The organism is Bacteroides stercorirosoris (assembly GCF_900142015.1).
GTDB lineage: Bacteria > Bacteroidota > Bacteroidia > Bacteroidales > Bacteroidaceae > Bacteroides > Bacteroides stercorirosoris.
In genome coordinates, this window is sequence record NZ_FQZN01000020.1 from 52,572 (window position 1) to 69,903 (window position 17,332).

The 17,332-nt window shown below is 39.2% G+C and carries 8 protein-coding genes; 5 read left to right on the plus strand and 3 right to left on the minus strand.

Features of this window, described 5'->3' with window-relative positions; genetic code table 11:
- Nucleotides 1–11 precede the first annotated feature (11 nt).
- Nucleotides 12–3,239, minus strand: a complete 3,228-nt coding sequence (locus tag BUC01_RS15385; protein WP_243462455.1) for a SusC/RagA family TonB-linked outer membrane protein — start codon at nt 3,237–3,239, stop codon at nt 12–14.
- Nucleotides 3,240–3,646: 407 nt separating this feature from the next.
- Between BUC01_RS15385 and BUC01_RS15390 the strand changes: the two genes are divergently transcribed.
- Both BUC01_RS15390 and BUC01_RS15395 read left to right on the plus strand, forming a co-directional pair.
- Complete coding sequence (locus tag BUC01_RS15390; protein ID WP_083595465.1) at nt 3,647–5,488, plus strand: heparinase II/III domain-containing protein; 1,842 nt, start codon at nt 3,647–3,649, stop codon at nt 5,486–5,488.
- Nucleotides 5,489–5,520: 32 nt separating this feature from the next.
- Nucleotides 5,521–6,693 carry a glycoside hydrolase family 88 protein gene (locus BUC01_RS15395; RefSeq protein WP_025831479.1) on the plus strand — a complete coding sequence of 391 codons (1,173 nt, stop codon included), beginning with the start codon at nt 5,521–5,523 and terminating at the stop codon, nt 6,691–6,693.
- A gap of 475 nt (nt 6,694–7,168) precedes the next feature.
- Here the strand turns inward: BUC01_RS15395 and BUC01_RS15400 are convergent, their stop codons facing one another.
- Nucleotides 7,169–7,576, minus strand: coding sequence for a LacI family DNA-binding transcriptional regulator (locus BUC01_RS15400; RefSeq protein ID WP_007663930.1), 408 nt, complete (start codon nt 7,574–7,576; stop codon nt 7,169–7,171).
- A 205-nt stretch (nt 7,577–7,781) separates the two neighbouring features.
- Between BUC01_RS15400 and BUC01_RS15405 the strand changes: the two genes are divergently transcribed.
- Nucleotides 7,782–11,666: a hybrid sensor histidine kinase/response regulator gene (locus tag BUC01_RS15405; protein ID WP_244895752.1), complete on the plus strand. Its 3,885-nt coding sequence runs from the start codon at nt 7,782–7,784 to the stop codon at nt 11,664–11,666.
- A 185-nt stretch (nt 11,667–11,851) separates the two neighbouring features.
- Here BUC01_RS15405 and BUC01_RS15410 read toward each other — a convergent pair whose 3' ends face one another.
- Nucleotides 11,852–13,270: a sialate O-acetylesterase gene (locus tag BUC01_RS15410; RefSeq protein ID WP_073314172.1), complete on the minus strand. Its 1,419-nt coding sequence runs from the start codon at nt 13,268–13,270 to the stop codon at nt 11,852–11,854.
- A 263-nt stretch (nt 13,271–13,533) separates the two neighbouring features.
- Here BUC01_RS15410 and BUC01_RS15415 point away from each other — a divergent pair, with 263 nt between their 5' ends.
- Both BUC01_RS15415 and BUC01_RS15420 read left to right on the plus strand, forming a co-directional pair.
- Entirely contained in the window at nt 13,534–15,534 is a 2,001-nt protein-coding gene (locus BUC01_RS15415) for a retaining alpha-galactosidase (protein WP_025831483.1), read from the plus strand.
- Between the two features lie 13 nt (nt 15,535–15,547).
- Entirely contained in the window at nt 15,548–17,332 is a 1,785-nt protein-coding gene (locus tag BUC01_RS15420) for a glycoside hydrolase family 2 protein (protein ID WP_025831485.1), read from the plus strand.

Here is a 17,332-nt window from a genome sequence, read left to right on the forward strand (position 1 = left end):
GTTCTTTCAAATTAGAGTGTAAAGTTAATACCGAAATTGAATGTTCTTCCCATTGGGCTGTTTGATTCAGGATCCCAGCCGTCGTAATGAGGAGCAAAGACTGCTACATTATGAATGGATGCGTTGAAGCGTAAATCTTGGATACCCACAACTTTTGTCCATTTTTGTGGCAGGCGATATGAAACTGTGATATTGTCCAAACGGATAAATGACTTGTTTACATAATGTGTTCCTAAATTCTTTGAACCGATACGTGCATAGTCATTAATCGGATTTTCCGGTGTCCAGTAAGGCTGATCGTAACCGCAACTGATAGAAGCATCGAAGTTATTGTTGGCGGCATCAGCATATGAACCATGGTGTCCCCATAAAGAGTACAACATGAATGAAACATCCAAATCGTTGAACAATTGGAAATTGTTACGTAATGTCCAGCGGAAGCGGGGAGTCGTATATTTCTGATGTCTCTTGTCATCCTGATCCAATTTCCCATTTTCATTGAGATCCAGATATTTAAAGTCACCCGGCTGACAACCATATTTTGCAGCTTCTTCAGCTTCATCTTGTTGCCATACACCATCTCCTACATAATCCCAAATGCGGTCTGGGTCCTCACCAATAAACCATTTGTTAGTGATATCATCGTCTTCCACCTGACCGATGATATTACCGTCAGCATCAAGAATATTCTTCATGTTACCGTACAAGTGCTTAATCTTACGACGGTTGAGTGAGAAGTTACCTGTAGCACTCCATTCAAAGTTTTTGCGTCTCATGATGTTGGCATTCAATGTCAATTCAAAACCTGTATTCTGGAGTTGTCCCATATTACTCAATACTTTGCTGAAGCCGGTGATGGGTGGGATTGCACGGTCCATGAGCAAGTCATTGGTCATTTTCTTGTATACTTCGATAGAACCACTTAAAATATCTCCGAAGAGTCCGAAGTCCAAACCTATATTATATGATTTAGCACGTTCCCATTTTAACTTGCTATTTGGCATTTTTTGGTTCAATGTATAAGTTGTGGTATAAAACTTACCACTTCCATCGATCCAACAAGTCGGGTTGGAGGTCAGTTCCGCAAGGGCGGCATAGATACCAATGTCTCTATTTCCATTTTCACCCCAAGAGAAGCGTAATTTACCATAACTTAGCCATGAGGAGGTTTTCTTCATGAATTTTTCTTCTGTGAATACCCATGCCAAAGCAACGGCAGGGAATGTAGCACGTGGGTTCATCATACCGAAAGCTGAGTAACCGTCACGACGAACAGAAGCAGTCAACATATATTTATTGCTAAAGGAGTAGAATAGACGTCCCATCAAAGCATCACCAGTAGTGTATTGGTCAGTACTCAATGCAGTAGGATTGTTGCCCAAGTGGATACCATGATAGCCTAATGCGTCACTCGGATTGTATCCTTTGTTAGTACTCTTAGTCATCCAACTTTGTGATTTTTCGGCGTTGACTAGGAAAGTAGCTTCTACTTTATGTTTATCGAAGAACTCATATTTCCAGTTGAAGACATTGTCTACCTGCCAGTTGAAGGCTTTATTATGCTGGCGGAAGGAGGAACCACCTTCTCCTGCCCAAGCATCATTCTTGGCTGATTTGTGCTCAAAACTTTCGTTCCAGGCCAAGCGCGGAGTAAAGTTCATCTGGTAAGAGAAACCGAATGGTAAATTCAGGCGTCCGTAGATAGTTCCGTCCAGATTCATGTATACCTGTTTCTTATCTGTATATTTACGGTCATAGAATGGGTTGGCGATGGTGTTTGAACCATTAGGATAGTGCTGGTTAGCACTTTCTGGATTGTTAACATCATTACTACAATACGGAGAAAACCATGTCAAAGCTTTAGTATCGACAGCAATGGCACTTTCGTCACGGCTGGAGAAGTTCATATTCAATCCCACTGTGATATACTTGCTGACATTGGATTCCAGATTCAGGCGGGTAGTGAAACGGCTAAACGCATCACCATCTTTGATACCTTCATTGTCCATATAGCCAATGGACCAATAGTATTGGTAATCTTCACCTTTTTTGCTAATGCTGACGTTGTAGTTTTGTTGTACTGCATTGTTTAACATCAAATCTTGCCAATTGGTTAGTTTACCATTGAAATAATTATTGATTTCAGGGGTAGATAGGTCCAGACGTGACAACCATTTCGTTATTAGTTCTTCTTCTGATACAGACGTAACTTTATCCTTCTGGTCATAATTGTACCAGTCTACTTTATCTATTCCATTAAGCTTCCTTGGATCGGTATATATTCCCGGATATTGTTCAAGGTATTCATCCGTTTGCCTACCGATTTCGTATGCTTGACGGAAATCAAGAAATTGCTCGGCGTTTCTGAGTTTGCGGCTCTTAATAGGAGTGACTAATCCCCAACTTGTATTGACGTTAATCACTGGCTTGCTGCCTGCTATACCTTTCTGTGTAGTGATAGCAATGACTCCGTTTGCTGCTTTTGCACCATATACAGCAGCAGAACTGGCATCTTTCAGTACGTCGATTGAAATGATGTCGTTGGGGTTCAATTCGCTAAGTTCGCCATTATAAATAACTCCGTCTACAACAAGTAACGGTTGTGAACCGGCTTTTAAAGTACCTTTACCACGTATAAGGAAGTCGCCGCCACCTTTTGCTTCGTTGTTGACTGAGATGTTCAGACCGGCAGCATTAGCACGCAATAAGTCGTGCATATTACGGGGCATTTCTGCTTTTAAGTCGGTCGGACGAATGTTTGAAATAGCACCAGTTAAATCCTTCTTTTTAGCTGTACCATATCCGATAACTACAACTTCGTCAAGTGCTTGAGCGTCTTCCTGCATTGTAATGTTCAGATTGCTTTGCTGCACTTTGACTTCCACATCTTTGTATCCGATATAAGAAAGAACCAGTGTTTGGCCGTTTTTTGCGGTAATGGTAAAGTTACCATTCATATCTGTGATGACACCGTTATTGGTACCTTTTACCATGACAGTAACGCCAATAAGGATTTCTCCCTTGTTATCTACTACATGCCCTTTTATTGATATATTGCCCGTTTGTTGTTCCATAGCAACACTATGAATCTGCGTTGAAAGGGATGTCGTAATAAAGGGCTGACCAGCTTGTACTGTGCCAATGCCCAACAAAGCAGTCAGAACTACTGATTGGGCCAGACGATAGTATCGTGTGTGACCTTGCTGCCACATGCATGGATGTGATAAATTGTTTTTCATATAACTGAATAATAATTAGTATTTAGATATTTATTAGGCTTTTACTGATTGCAACTTTATGATTTTCAACCTCAAAATTGCTGGATAATAATGTTGTTTCTATTCTGCTCATTTTAGATTTGTTTTATGTTATATATTGAGTTACACATGCAAATCTCTGAAATAATATGATAACTTATGCAAGGAATGATGAAAATCATCGGGAACGATTTTGTAGGTTTTTAATGTTAATAGCTTGTTATATAGTTGATTATTCCTATATAAAAACATACTTTTGCATACCTTGCACAGAAAGATGGTTAGCTTTAGTTAAGGAAAACGTTCCCGTCGATTTTGCAGATAATGATTCTATATTATTCTATAATATTGTGATATTTGTCATGTTGTTGAACTTTTAAGTAATTAATATGATGATATATTTATTCCTTTTTTGTAAACCTCGTCTACAGCGAACAATCTTATTGTCAGTTTTAGTTTTTTATTCTTTAATGCTGTGTGCGCAGTCTTTGGATTATGAAGGAATGAACCCTCATCCTCGTTTATTATTAACGCAAGGAGGAGAAGAAGCTGTGAAGAGGTCAATAACAAGCTTCCCATCGTTATTGAAGGTTCATGAGCGTATTTTGAAAGAATCTGATGAGATACTCATCCAACAAATGGCGGAACGAGTTATGGAAGGGAAGCGGTTGCTGGGTGTTTCCCGTTTGGCATTAAAACGGATTTTCTATCTTTCATATGCCTATCGCATGACGAAGGAAGAAAAGTATGCTTATCGTGCGACACAAGAAATGCTTTCGGTAAGCCGTTTTCCAGATTGGAATCCATCTCACTTTTTGGACGTGGGAGAAATGGTGTTAGCATTATCCATAGGTTATGATTGGCTTTATGAGTATTTGGAACCGGAAATACGTTCTATAGTACGTGACGCAATTGTAGAAAAAGGTCTGGATGCCGCTGCTCCTGATGAATGGTTTTACAGAGCGGTATCTAACTGGAATTCTGTTTGTAATGGTGGTTTATTGTGTGGTGCGCTTGCAGTTTTTGAGGATGTGCCGGATAAGGCAAAAAAAATTATAGAGAAGTGCTTGTTGACTAATCCTAAAGCTTTAGTGGCTTATGGACCGGATGGAGGATATCCGGAGGGCTTTCATTATTGGGGATATGGTACCAGTTTTCAGGTGTTACTTATTGCTGCCCTTGAAAGTGCATTGGGGACAGATGCCGGGCTATCCGAATATCCCGGTTTTTTGGAATCAGCTCGCTTTATGGAATTTATGACAGCTCCAAGTGGCGAATACTTTAATTTTTCGGATGCTGTTAATGGAGTGAGATGTAATATGATGATGTTTTGGTTTGCTAAGAAAATGGGGGATTTATCTTTACTATGGTTAGAAAATCAATATTTAGAGGATCCTTCAGTTAGTTTTGCAGAAGATCGTTTATTGCCCTGTCTGTTGATTTTTTGTGCTCATCAGGATTTGAGTAATATACAACCGCCTTCCTGTCGTTTTTGGCATAATGGTGGAAAGACACCGGTTTTTATTTATCGTGGCGGATGGAATAGTAAAAAAGATAGCTATCTGGCCGTAAAAGGAGGTTCTCCCTTAACTTCTCATGCGCATATGGATGCCGGTTCGTTTATTTATGAAAGGGAGGGAATACGCTGGGGGATAGATCTCGGTATGCAAAATTATTTAAGTTTGGAGAGTAGAGGAGTAAATTTATGGGATCAGTTTCAAGAAGGCCAACGGTGGGAAGTGTTCCGTCTTGGTAATATGGCACATAATACGCTTACGATAAATAATAAGCGGCATTTAGTGAATAGTTATGCTCCCATAAGCAGAATATATAAAAGTGAAGATAGGAAAGGGGCAGAAGTAAATCTTACAAGCGTTTTTGCTGATGATATGGAAAAAGTTGTCCGCATCATTTATCTGAATGAAGAAGATGATCTGATTGTGAAAGATGAACTGGTTACGGGAGAAAAAGAGGCTTTGGTAACTTGGATTATGGTAACACCGGCTGAAGCAAAAATCATCGGTAAGAATCAAATAGAATTGGCTAAGGATGGACACCGAATGTTGCTTACCGTGGCTGCACCGGATGATGTTGAAATGAAACTTTGGTCAAATGCCCCCCTCCATGTTTTTGATGAACCTAATCCGGGAAGTATGCGTGTAGGTTTTGAAACTTATCTTCCTGCAAACCGGAAGAATTTGTTGAAAGTGACATTAAATCTTATCAGATGAATTATTTGTTAATTAAATTATAAAAAGGATTTATGAAAAAGAAATGGCTCTTATTAAGTTTAATTGGTTTCCTTGTTTCGTGTTCGAAACAGGAATCAATGGATGCATTGACAGCACGTGTATTTACCGTTGCTGAACAGCAGTATTTGACAATGGATACTCGTTTGGAAAGTACTACTTTACCGCAGTCCATAGCTCCGGACAGTACATTCAAATCTTCGACAATTTATTGGTGGTGTAGCGGGTTTTATCCCGGTTCACTCTGGTATATTTATGAGTATACTCAAAATGAAGCCGTGAAGACATTGGCCGAAAAGAATACGTTGAAACTGGATCCTATTCAATACGTAACCAATGACCATGATGTAGGTTTCCAGTTAAATTGTAGTTATGGTAATGGTTTTCGTCTCACGGGAAATGAAGATTATAAGAAAGTTCTTTATCAAGGGGCACAATCATTGGCGACCCGCTTTAGTTCTGTAACTGGAGTAACCCGAAGCTGGGATTTCTTGCGCCGTGGTTGGAAATACCCTGTTATCATTGATAATATGATGAATTTGGAATTGCTGATGTTTGCATCGAAAACCTTTGATAATGATACTTTGGAATATATAGCTCGTACACATGCAAATACTACCCTTAAAAATCATTTCCGTAAAGATTATTCTTCTTATCATCTGGTAGATTATGATCCTGAAGATGGACATGTGCGTAGCCAGCAAACAGTACAGGGTTATGCCAATGAATCATCATGGGGGAGAGGGCAAGCCTGGGCACTTTATGGCTATACAATGATGTTTCGCATGACCGGAGATGAAAAGTATTTGGAACACGCAGAAAATATTGCCGATATGCTTCTTTCACGTCTTCCGGTTGATGGTATTCCTTATTGGGACTTTGATGCTCCTAACGGTAATGAATATCGCGATGCTTCAGCCGGTGCAATAATGGCCTCTGCTTTTGTAGAGCTGAGTGGTTTTGTTACAGATGAGAAAACAGGACAAAATTATCTCTCAATAGCTGAAAAACAACTTCGAACTCTAGCTTCACCTCATTATCTTGCTGAACCGGGAACTAACTGTAATTTTATTCTAAAGCATAGTGTCGGTAATCTTCCGGAAAATAGCGAAGTAGATGTACCGCTTTCTTATGCCGATTATTATTTCTTAGAAGCATTGTTGCGTTATAAAAAGGCTGTGGAATAAGCTTGTAAAATCCTTTCTCTCGAAGAGTGGGCTTGTTTAAGGTTAACGCTTCGAGAGAAAATGCATTTAACTCCTGTTCTTTTCCTAATATATATCCGCCAGATATGCACGCTTTTTGCAGGGTTATGAACACAATCCAACTCCTGATCCGCATAAATAATATTAAGTTTCAGAGGTTAAGCCGCCGCATCGCCACTTTTATCCCTTTTCGCTGCGACGGTTAAGGAAAATTGTAGTAGGTACTTATTCTTTCCACCATGGAGAAAGTTTCTTTCCATCACGGGGAAACTTTCTTTCCACCATGGTGGAAAGAAAGAAACTCCACGGTGGAAAGAATAAGCGTTCGGATGGAAAAGGCTAACCGTTGGAAGGGAAAAAGCATAGGAATGCCTAAGAAAGGAGTTAGCTATTGCATTTAGTTCATTTCTGACGGGTTATGAATCAATTTCAACTCTTGATTCGCATTAATATGAGATTATGCTGATGCACGTTTAGTATGTTGTTGTTTTAAGATGATAGCGATAGGATTTGGACGATAATGTAGCTTCTTAGCTAAAGCCTGTACAGCCTTTCTGGTGTTCAGGCTAATATCTTTTTTATTGGCTAATGCGCGTGATATGGTAGATGGTGCCAGATTGAGTTGGCGTGCCATTTCTTTGATGGTAATTTTAGGTTGTTTACTGACTTCCGTATTATTCTTATGGCATTGTTTAAGTTTCACTGCCATGATATTGGGCTTGTAGTTTAATTTGGTGGCCAATTCCATTACGATTTCTTTTGTCTGCGAATTTACATCCCACTGGTCTGCCAAAGCTCTGGATACAGTGGAAGTAGAAAGATTTAGTGCTTTAGCGATTGTTTTAAGTGTTACTTGAGATTTCATGGTATTTACTTTATTAGGGTTAATATTATTTTCTTTATTGTTGCTGCAAAGTTAGAATGCAATGAATTTTAGGACTTTACGACATGTCTCAGAAACTCCCGGATTTGTGTCATTAAGGAATAAAAGGTATATTTGCAGCATGTTTAGCCGATATATATTATTGATATTATTCTTTTTTTGTTGGTCGAGTGGAAGTGCTCAGCTTTTGACTGACAAATTGTTCTTCGAACATTTGACTACCGAGGACGGACTTTCTCATAATTATGTGCAATCCATATATCAGGATAAGGATGGTTTTATCTGGTTGGGAAGTGATAATGGTTTAAACCGTTATGACGGACAGCATATCGATATTTTCAGTACTAATACGCAACCCACTCTTGGAGGTAATAAAATACGCCGTATCATTCAGGACAGGGATAAGAATTTATGGATATTGCATGAAAACGGTTTGGACAGGATGAAATATTCTACTCAGCAAGTAAAAAGTTTCCTGTATGACAAGAACCAAAGTAGTCGTTGGGTTGGGATTGGAGTTGATAAGGGAGGGAGCTTTGTAGCCTATACGGAAAAGAAAATATTCAGATATGATATGGAGAAAGATACTCTTGTGGTTCTGCAAGACGCTCCGGAGGAATATCGATATTCTGCATTTGTGCAGGCTGGTGGGAAATATTACGTAGGCACTCGCCAACATGGCATTATTGTATATGATGAAAACTGGCAATTGCTTGAGCATATTTATCCTAGGTCTATAGAGAAAGGTCCCTTGACTGACGGATTGATAAATGTGTTGCGGGTGGATTCAGAAGGTTGTCTTTGGAGCGTGATTGTAGGTATATGTATCAACAAATATAATCCTCAGACCAAGGAAGTGAAAACTTATAAGCTTTCTTCTACATCTCTCCTTAATAAAGAGATCAGAGATATCATAGAGTTGAATAAGGACTATATGTTGATTGGTACTTTCAATGGCCTGTTTAGGCTGCATAAGGATAATATGGAGGAGGTGATAGTAGAAAAAGGGGAAATCGGAGAAGATGGAGGTCTGAGTTATTATTCCATATATTCTTTGTTTAAGGATAGGCAAGGAATAGTGTGGGTCGGTACATATGCCGGTGGTGTGAACTACAGTCACAGCTATAATCAGCGTTTCAGATTCTTTGCTCCTTCCCATTTGGCAGGACGCTTCAGGATGGCAAAAGAAGATGCTGATAATAATATCTGGTTCGCGACAGAAGGTAACGGCTTGCTGCGTCATCGTCCGGAAACAGGTCAGGTAGAATCCTTCTGGCTGAATGAAAACAAGCACCACAATGATAATATCATTAAATCAATCTGTATATCGGGTGATACAATCATGTGCGGTAATCAACGGGGAGAAGTTTATAATTATTCTATAAAGAGGAATAAGTTTTCATTATTGCGAAAGTACGATAATACAAATATATTGTATATCTTCAAAGACTCCAGAGAGCATTGGTGGATATCTGTACAGGATCAGGGCGTTTTCTGTCTAGATATGGACTCCGTGCAATTTCCATGCTCGAATTATATTGATGAAATAGATCCCGGAATACTTGTGTTTGCCACCCAGAAGGAAGGATTGTATGTCTATGATCTGAATATAGGACAAAAGAAACAGATAAGCGCGGCAGATTTGGGAGTTCCTGCAGATAAATCGCTTAGTATAACTTCTTTTTGCCGGGATTCGGAGCATAACCTATGGATGACGACTGAGAGACAGGGGCTCTTATCTGTAGATAAACATTGGAAATTGCGAAAGCAACATTTGTCGCATACCAAGGTTCATTCGGATAAACTTTATTTTGTTGCAAAACAGAATGAAGAGAGGTTATGGGTAATTGGTGCACACAAGTTGTATTTGTTCAACTTCAAAGAAGACCAATTACATACTTTTGATAATAACAACGGTTTGCGTCTGACCGATATGGATGCTTCCAGTCTGATAGATTCAGCCAATCGTTTTTGGATATTGGGTAATACCGGATATGTAATGGTAGATAACCGGAATTTTATGTTGAATGATACGCCGGCCTCTGTGATTCTTACTACGTTGCGTATTAATAATAAATTGCAAAGACCTTGTGATGGTTCTGTGTTAGATAAATGCTTGGCTGAGACATCTGTGTTATGCTTAAAACACAATCAGACAAACATTTCGATAGCCTATGCGAGTGATAACCATATATATGGTAATAGCGACCGGTTCTTTTATAAGATGGATGGAGTAGATCCGGATTGGGTGGATGCGGGTAATCGTCGTGAAGTATTCTATAGTAATCTTGCTCCCGGTAACTACCTTTTAAGGATCAAAGCACTTAATAATGATGGAACGATAGGACCGGAAACTCATTTGAAAATTGAAGTGCTTCCCCCTTTATGGGCGCGTTGGTGGGCATTTGTTATTTATGCTGCTATTATTTTCTACATATTGCAACGCTATATTGCCTATAAGCAAAGGAAACAACGGTTAGAGCACGAACTGTATCTCAAACAAATAGAAAAGGATAAATCTGAGGAGTTTAACCGGGAATTGCAGACTTTTTTTACGCAAGTGGCGCATGAATTCAGGACTCCGTTAACTTTGATTTTGAATCCTTTGGACGAGATACAGAAAAAGATAATACATGTTTCCGGAGTAAAAGAAGACTTGCTGTTAATCCGTCGTAATGCCAAACGATTACTTACGTTGGTAAATGACCTGATGGATTTGAGGAAGATAGAGAATGGGAATGGGGAACTGGAACTATCTTCTTTTAATTTTAATGATTTTATTCAGGAGATTTACTACTCTTTTCAGGTTACTGCCCGGCAAAGAGATATAGCATTGCAGCTTTCTCTGCCAGAGACGCCTATATTAGCTACATTTGATAAGGACGCATTAGAGAAAGTGTTCTTTAATTTATTGTCCAATGCTCTGAAGTTTACTCCGGAGGGAGGAACTGTTATTTTGGCTGTTTCCTTGATTGAAGGAGAGAAGCCGAAAATACACATTGAAGTGAAAGACACTGGAGTTGGAATATCCAATGAGGATATAAACAAGATATTCAAACCTTTTGCACTGTCTCATCAGGATTTGCATGGACAGATGGGAGGTAGTGGAGTCGGTCTGACTATAGCAAGAGCTATTGTAGAAAAACATCAGGGAACTATATCGGTCAGACGTAGGGAACCGCATGGTACTTGTTTTTCTATTGATTTGCCGTGGAGATATGATAAATGTTATGAAATGGCAGTTCAAGGCACATTGGATGAGAGTGAAGATGCAGTAGACGATGCTTCTTCTTTTAAAGTTACTTCGATTTCTGAGACGATTTTGTTGGTAGATGATAATATTGAAATTCTGACTTATCTTCAGAAAGAATTGTCGAGAAACTTTAAAGTTGTTACAGCTCAGAATGGACGTGAAGCACTGGAGGTATTAGGCAAAAAAAATGTGTCATTAGTAGTGAGTGATGTCATGATGCCTGAAATGGATGGCATGGAATTATGTACGTATATTAAAGAGAACCCTTCTCTTTGCCATCTTCCTGTCATATTGCTGACTGCAAAATCCATGACGATATATGTTGAAGAAGGCTTCCAGGCCGGTGCAGATGACTATCTTGTGAAACCTTTCAAAGTCTCTACCCTGATAGTCCGTATTAATAATATTCTGAGCGGTCGGAAGAAATTGAAGGAGATTTATGGAAAACAACTCTCTTTAAAGAGTGTAGGCATTGAGTTGGAACCTGCAGATAAATCTTTTGCTGAACAATATGAAGCAGTAGTGAAAACACACCTTTCTAATCCTGAGTTGGATGTGGAAATGTTATGTAAGGAAATGGGAGTGAGCAGGGCTAAGTTATATCGTAAGGTAAAGGCTATTACTAATCTTTCTCCGGCAGAGTTGATTCGTAATATCCGTTTGGAATGTGCTGCTGAGATGCTTCGTACTTCTCAACAGACAGCAACGGAAATTGCTTATCAAACAGGATTTGGCAGTTATAATCATTTTGGTGATTATTTTAAGAGTGTTTATGGTGTTTCTCCTAAAGTATATAAGGAGAAGTATAAGAACACTTAATTTATTCGTTTACAGAGTCGATTGCAAAGATTTGGAAATGTATATTTAGGGATAACAAGATCGTCTAAATAAACTGCACCTCACAATTTTAAACTGCCCCAAAAAGTCAGATACGAAACCTTAGGAGCAGTTCTGTTAAAAAGATAATATCATTTGATTCTTTAGCGATGTGAAATAGATAATGCTTACCAATTATCTGTACGGAACAGGCAAGCCGGTAAGCCGTCCTTATTATAAAGATTTCCGTCCGGATTATTTTCCCAGTTATAGCGTACGGCAACAGGATTAGGGACTTTCGGACTCCAAATAACAATTCGGTTATCTTTGAGTTCTCCCAGCGCCCAGTGGAATTTTTTGTCTTCTCCTGCGATGGCAAAACCTTGCAGACATCCATATCGGCTACGTATTTCTAAACCGGAACCTGTATTTTTGAATGTAATTATGACTTTGTCACCATTGATTTCCATGCGTTCAAACATGGGGCTTTCACTGACAATATCTGAATACCCGTACTCGTAATGTAACGCTTGTAATGCTGCTCTCATACCTACCTTTTGTTTGTTGCGGGGATGAAGGTCATAGGGGTCTCCCAAGTCACTGGTTACGATGAGATGGGTTCCAGAAACTGCCAGAACTTTACTTTGAGCATCTCGCATTTCCGCCCAAAGTGGTTTCTTGTTGATAGAATCGAAGTTGGGAAGCTGGATGATATAAAACGGTAATTCTGAATTCCAGTGGTTACGCCAATCTCCAATCATACATGTGAGCCAATCGGTATAAGGTTCTGCATTTCCTACATTATTTTCTCCCTGATACCAGAGAACTCCCTTAATGGAGAAGGATAGCAGCGGATGGATCATTGCATTGTATACCAATGATGGATAATCATTACGCTTTGCTTCCTTATTTTTTCGTGTAAGGTATTCTGTAGGGGGGAATAGTTTCTCATTTTTGTTATATCGATCGAGTCGTTTTTGTGGCAATGTATTGGCAGCTTCCAGACTTGTCCAGGTTTCCACGATTGTACCGCCCCATGATGAATTTATAATACCAATAGGTATGTTTGTTTCCTCATAAACCTTTTTAGCAAAGAAATAAGCAACTCCGGAGAAACGGCCTACGTTTTCAGGTGAACATACGAGCCATGTTGCGCTGATTGTATCTTTAGGGGATAATTCCATGCGACGAGGTATGTTTAAAGTTCGGATTTGCGGATAATTGGCATTCTTTTTCTCCACTTCCGCATTAGTGACGTTATTTACTACCCATTGCATGTTAGATTGTCCGCTACATAACCATACATCTCCGATAAGAATATCCTTGATACTTATTTGGTTTTCTTTTCCGATGATTTGCAGTTGGTAGGGGCCGCCAGCTTCCAGAGCTTTCAGATTCACTTCCCAGTATCCCTTGCCATCGGCTTTTGCTGTTTGTTTTTGCTCTGCGAATAAGATTTGTATTTTTTCCTTTGGATCAGCCTGCCCCCATATACGAATAGGTTGATTCCTTTGTAGTACCATTCCATCAGAATAGATGGCTGGTAATGTTACTTTAGCTTGTACGCTTAAAGAAACAAATAGAAAAATAAATAATAAATGTTTCATAGTGAATTGTTTTTGTGCGAAAATAAGTGAATACTATAACATATACAATAGGTATACAGATGAAATTATTGGAAACGATTTCGTATTTCATATTTTAGATAAATATCTTATATATAGCTTTTTAATGTAAAATTGAATTTGCAAACGTTCCCGATGATTTCATACATAAACACAAACCTGACTTCAGTAAATGTCTATATTTGTGACGTATTATTTAATTTAATATTAATCAAAATATCACTTAAAACCAATAAAATTGATTTATGAGAAGATTTTGTCTGACACTTACATTTCTGAGTGCATTCCTGAGTTTTAGTATAGCTCAGAAACAATATCAGTTAAAGTCACCGAATGGGAAGCTTAAATTAAGTATCGAAGCCGGTGATAAAATTTGTTATTCCTTAAAACATGAAAATACTGCGATTATTGTCTCTTCGCCTATTTCTATGTCATTAAGCAATAATAAAATATTAGGCGTGAAGTCTAAAGTCAAGAATGTACGTAGGCGTGTGGTTGATGAGAATATCACTACTGCCATCTACAAACGGAGTGAGATAAGAAATCGTTGTAATGAGCTGTCTCTTACTTTCAGGGACGGATTCCAATTAGAATTCAGAGCCTATGATGAAGGAGTTGCATATCGCTTCGTCGTTACGGAGAATAAACCTTTTAATGTAATAGCTGAAGAAGCTACATTTAATTTTGACGATGATTATATGACGTATATTCCCTATGTGAGAGGAGGAAAGAATAAAAAGGTAGAAGACCAGTTCTTCAATTCTTTTGAGAATGTCTATACACATGTCAACCTAAGTGAAATGGGTACTAATCAATTGGCTTTTACTCCGGTTGTTGTGGAATTGAAAGATGGAAAGAAGCTTTGTATTGCAGAATCAGACGTGGAGAGTTATCCCGGCATGTTTGTTCGCAATGCGAATCAGTCTAATTCTTTGAAAGGTGTTTTTGCTCCGTATCCGAAAGAAACGATACAAGGTGGACATAATAAATTGCAAAAGCTGGTTACTGCAAGAGAAGATTATATTGCGAAGTGCTCCGGCAGACGAAGTTTTCCCTGGCGCATTGCTATTGTATCTTCTGATGATAAAGAACTCCTTGATAATGATATGGTTTATAAACTGGCTGCTCCCTCCCGATTGGAAGATACTTCATGGATTAAACCTGGAAAGGTGGCTTGGGAATGGTGGAACAGTTGCGGGTTGTCCGGTGTAGATTTCAAGGCTGGTGTGAACAATGTTACCTATAAAGCATATATTGATTTTGCTTCTAAGCATGGTATTGAGTACGTGATTTTGGATGAGGGCTGGGCCGTAAATCTAAAAGCTGATTTATTTCAGGTTGTGCCGGAAATAGATTTGAAAGAGTTGGTTGCTTATGCTGATTCTAAACATGTAGGGCTGATCTTGTGGGCCGGTTACTATGCTTTTGAACGTGATTTGGAAAGCATCTGCAAGCATTATTCAGAATTGGGCATTAAGGGCTTCAAGGTAGACTTCATGGACCGTGACGATCAGGCAATGGTTGATTTTCACTATCGTGGGGCTGAGATAGCTGCAAAATACCATTTAATGTTAGATTATCATGGCACTTATAAACCGACAGGAATGAATCGTACTTATCCGAATGTGATTAATTTTGAAGGCGTACATGGCTTGGAGCAGTTGAAGTTCTCTGGCAGTGAGAAGGTGGATCAGGTTACCTATGATGTGACTATGCCTTTTATTCGTATGATAGCGGGACCTGTAGATTATACCCAAGGTGCAATGAAAAATGGCAATAAACGTAATTTTCGCGCTGTTAATGAAGAACCTATGAGTATGGGAACTCGTTGCCGCCAGCTGGCTGAATATGTAATATTCGAAGCTCCGCTATCCATGTTGTGTGATAGTCCTGTTCTCTATGAACGTGAATCTGAGTGTACCTCTTATATTTCAGATATTCCGACAGTATGGGATGAAACAAAAGCCTTGAATGGAAAAATAGGAGAATATATCTCAATGGCTCGTCGTAAAGGAGATGTTTGGTATGTGGGAGCGCTGACTAATTGGAAAAAGCGTACAATGGAATTTGATTTTTCATTTCTGGGTGAAGGGGAATGGACAATTGAACTTTATAAAGATGGTATAAATGCAGATAAGATAGCTTCTGATTATCGGAAGTCTGTTATCTTTGTTCCCCAAAATCGTAAGCTAACGGTGAATTTGGCAGAAGGGGGCGGATGTGCAATGAAAATTTATAAAAAGTAATAGAGAAATACTTATGAAGGAGAAATTTTTAGGTTGGATTTTATTTCTGATAACGATCTGTAATGGCCAGTACGTTGGTGCTCAGGAGTTACTGACGAATGTATATGGTAGACAATACACTTTTTTGAATGGGAAGTGGAATGCTATTATTGATCCTTATCAGCAAGGTCGGCGAACCTCTATCTATAAGAACAGACCTTTAAGAAATAAGGCTGATTTTAAAGAGTATGAGTTCGAAGGAGGGCTACGTTTGAATGTGCCTTCCGACTGGAATTCGCAGCTTCCAGAACTTAAATATTATGAAGGTACGGTGTGGTATGCCCGTAAATTTGAGGTGAGTAAAAATCAGGATGAGAACCTGTTTCTCTACTTTGGAGCTGTGAGTTACCGTTGCCGGGTCTATCTGAATGGAAAAGAGATAGGTAGTCATGAAGGTGGATTTACGCCGTTTCAGTTCAATATCACTGATTTGGTAAAAGCAGGAGAAAACTTTCTGGCTGTGGAAGTGAATAATACTCGGACGGTAGATGCAATTCCTGCGCTGTCATTTGACTGGTGGAATTATGGCGGCATAACGCGTGATGTGATGTTAGTACGTACTCCTAAAGTATATATCAGCAATTACTTTATACAACTGGATAAATACAAGCCAGATTATATTCATGCAACCTTACAACTGTCAGAGCAGAAAGCGGGCCAGAAAGTGAGAATTGAAATTCCTGAACTGAAAATCGCATCTGAAGTGCAGACTGACGGACAAGGAATGGCGAAAATATCTTTCTGTGCTAAGAAACTGGAACGTTGGTCGCCCCAAAAACCTAAACTTTACCAAGTCACAGTTTCCACTGCAACGGACCATGTGAAAGAGAATATAGGTTTTCGTAATCTTAGTGTGAAAGGGACGAAGATTTATTTGAATGATACTCCGGTCTTTATGAAAGGAATCAGTTTCCATGAAGAGATAGCGCAACGCCAGGGAAGAGCATTTTCAGAGCAGGATGCTGTAGCATTACTTTCTGAAGCAAAGGAGTTGGGTGCTAATTTAGTGCGTCTAGCGCATTATCCACAAAATGAATATATCGTTCGTCTAGCTGAAAAGATGGGTATTATGTTGTGGGAAGAAATTCCTATTTGGCAAGGAATTGATTTTAAAAATGCCGAGACGCGTATGAAGGCGCAAAAAATGTATACGGAAATGGTTATGCGTGACAGGAACAGGTGTGCCTTGACCTTCTGGGGAGTTGCCAATGAAACAGCTCCTTCCGAAGCCCGCAATGCCTTTCTGAAGAGTCTTGTCGAACACTGTCACGAGATGGATACTACTCGTCTGATAACAGCAGCTTTCGATCTGCCGAAGCTGAATCCTGAAACGAAGGCTTTTGAAATGAATGATTCTTTTATCGAAGAGTTGGATGTGGTGTCGATTAATAAATATATGGGGTGGTACCATGCCTGGCCGTCAGATCCTTCGGAAGTACGTTGGAATGTGGCTCTCGGTAAACCGTTGATTTTCTCTGAATTTGGTGGTGAAGCCCTTTACGGACAATCGGGAGATTCTACTTTAACAAGTTCATGGAGCGAAGAATATCAGGAAAAGCTGTTCAGAGATAATTTGGAGATGTTCAGCCGTGTGGAAAATCTGGCTGGTATTTCTCCTTGGATACTATTTGATTTCCGTTCTCCGTATCGTTTTCATCCTACGAATCAGGAAGGTTGGAACCGGAAAGGGCTTATTTCTGATCAGGGATTCAGGAAAAAGGCCTGGTATGTGATGAAAGAATTCTATAATAATAAGTGA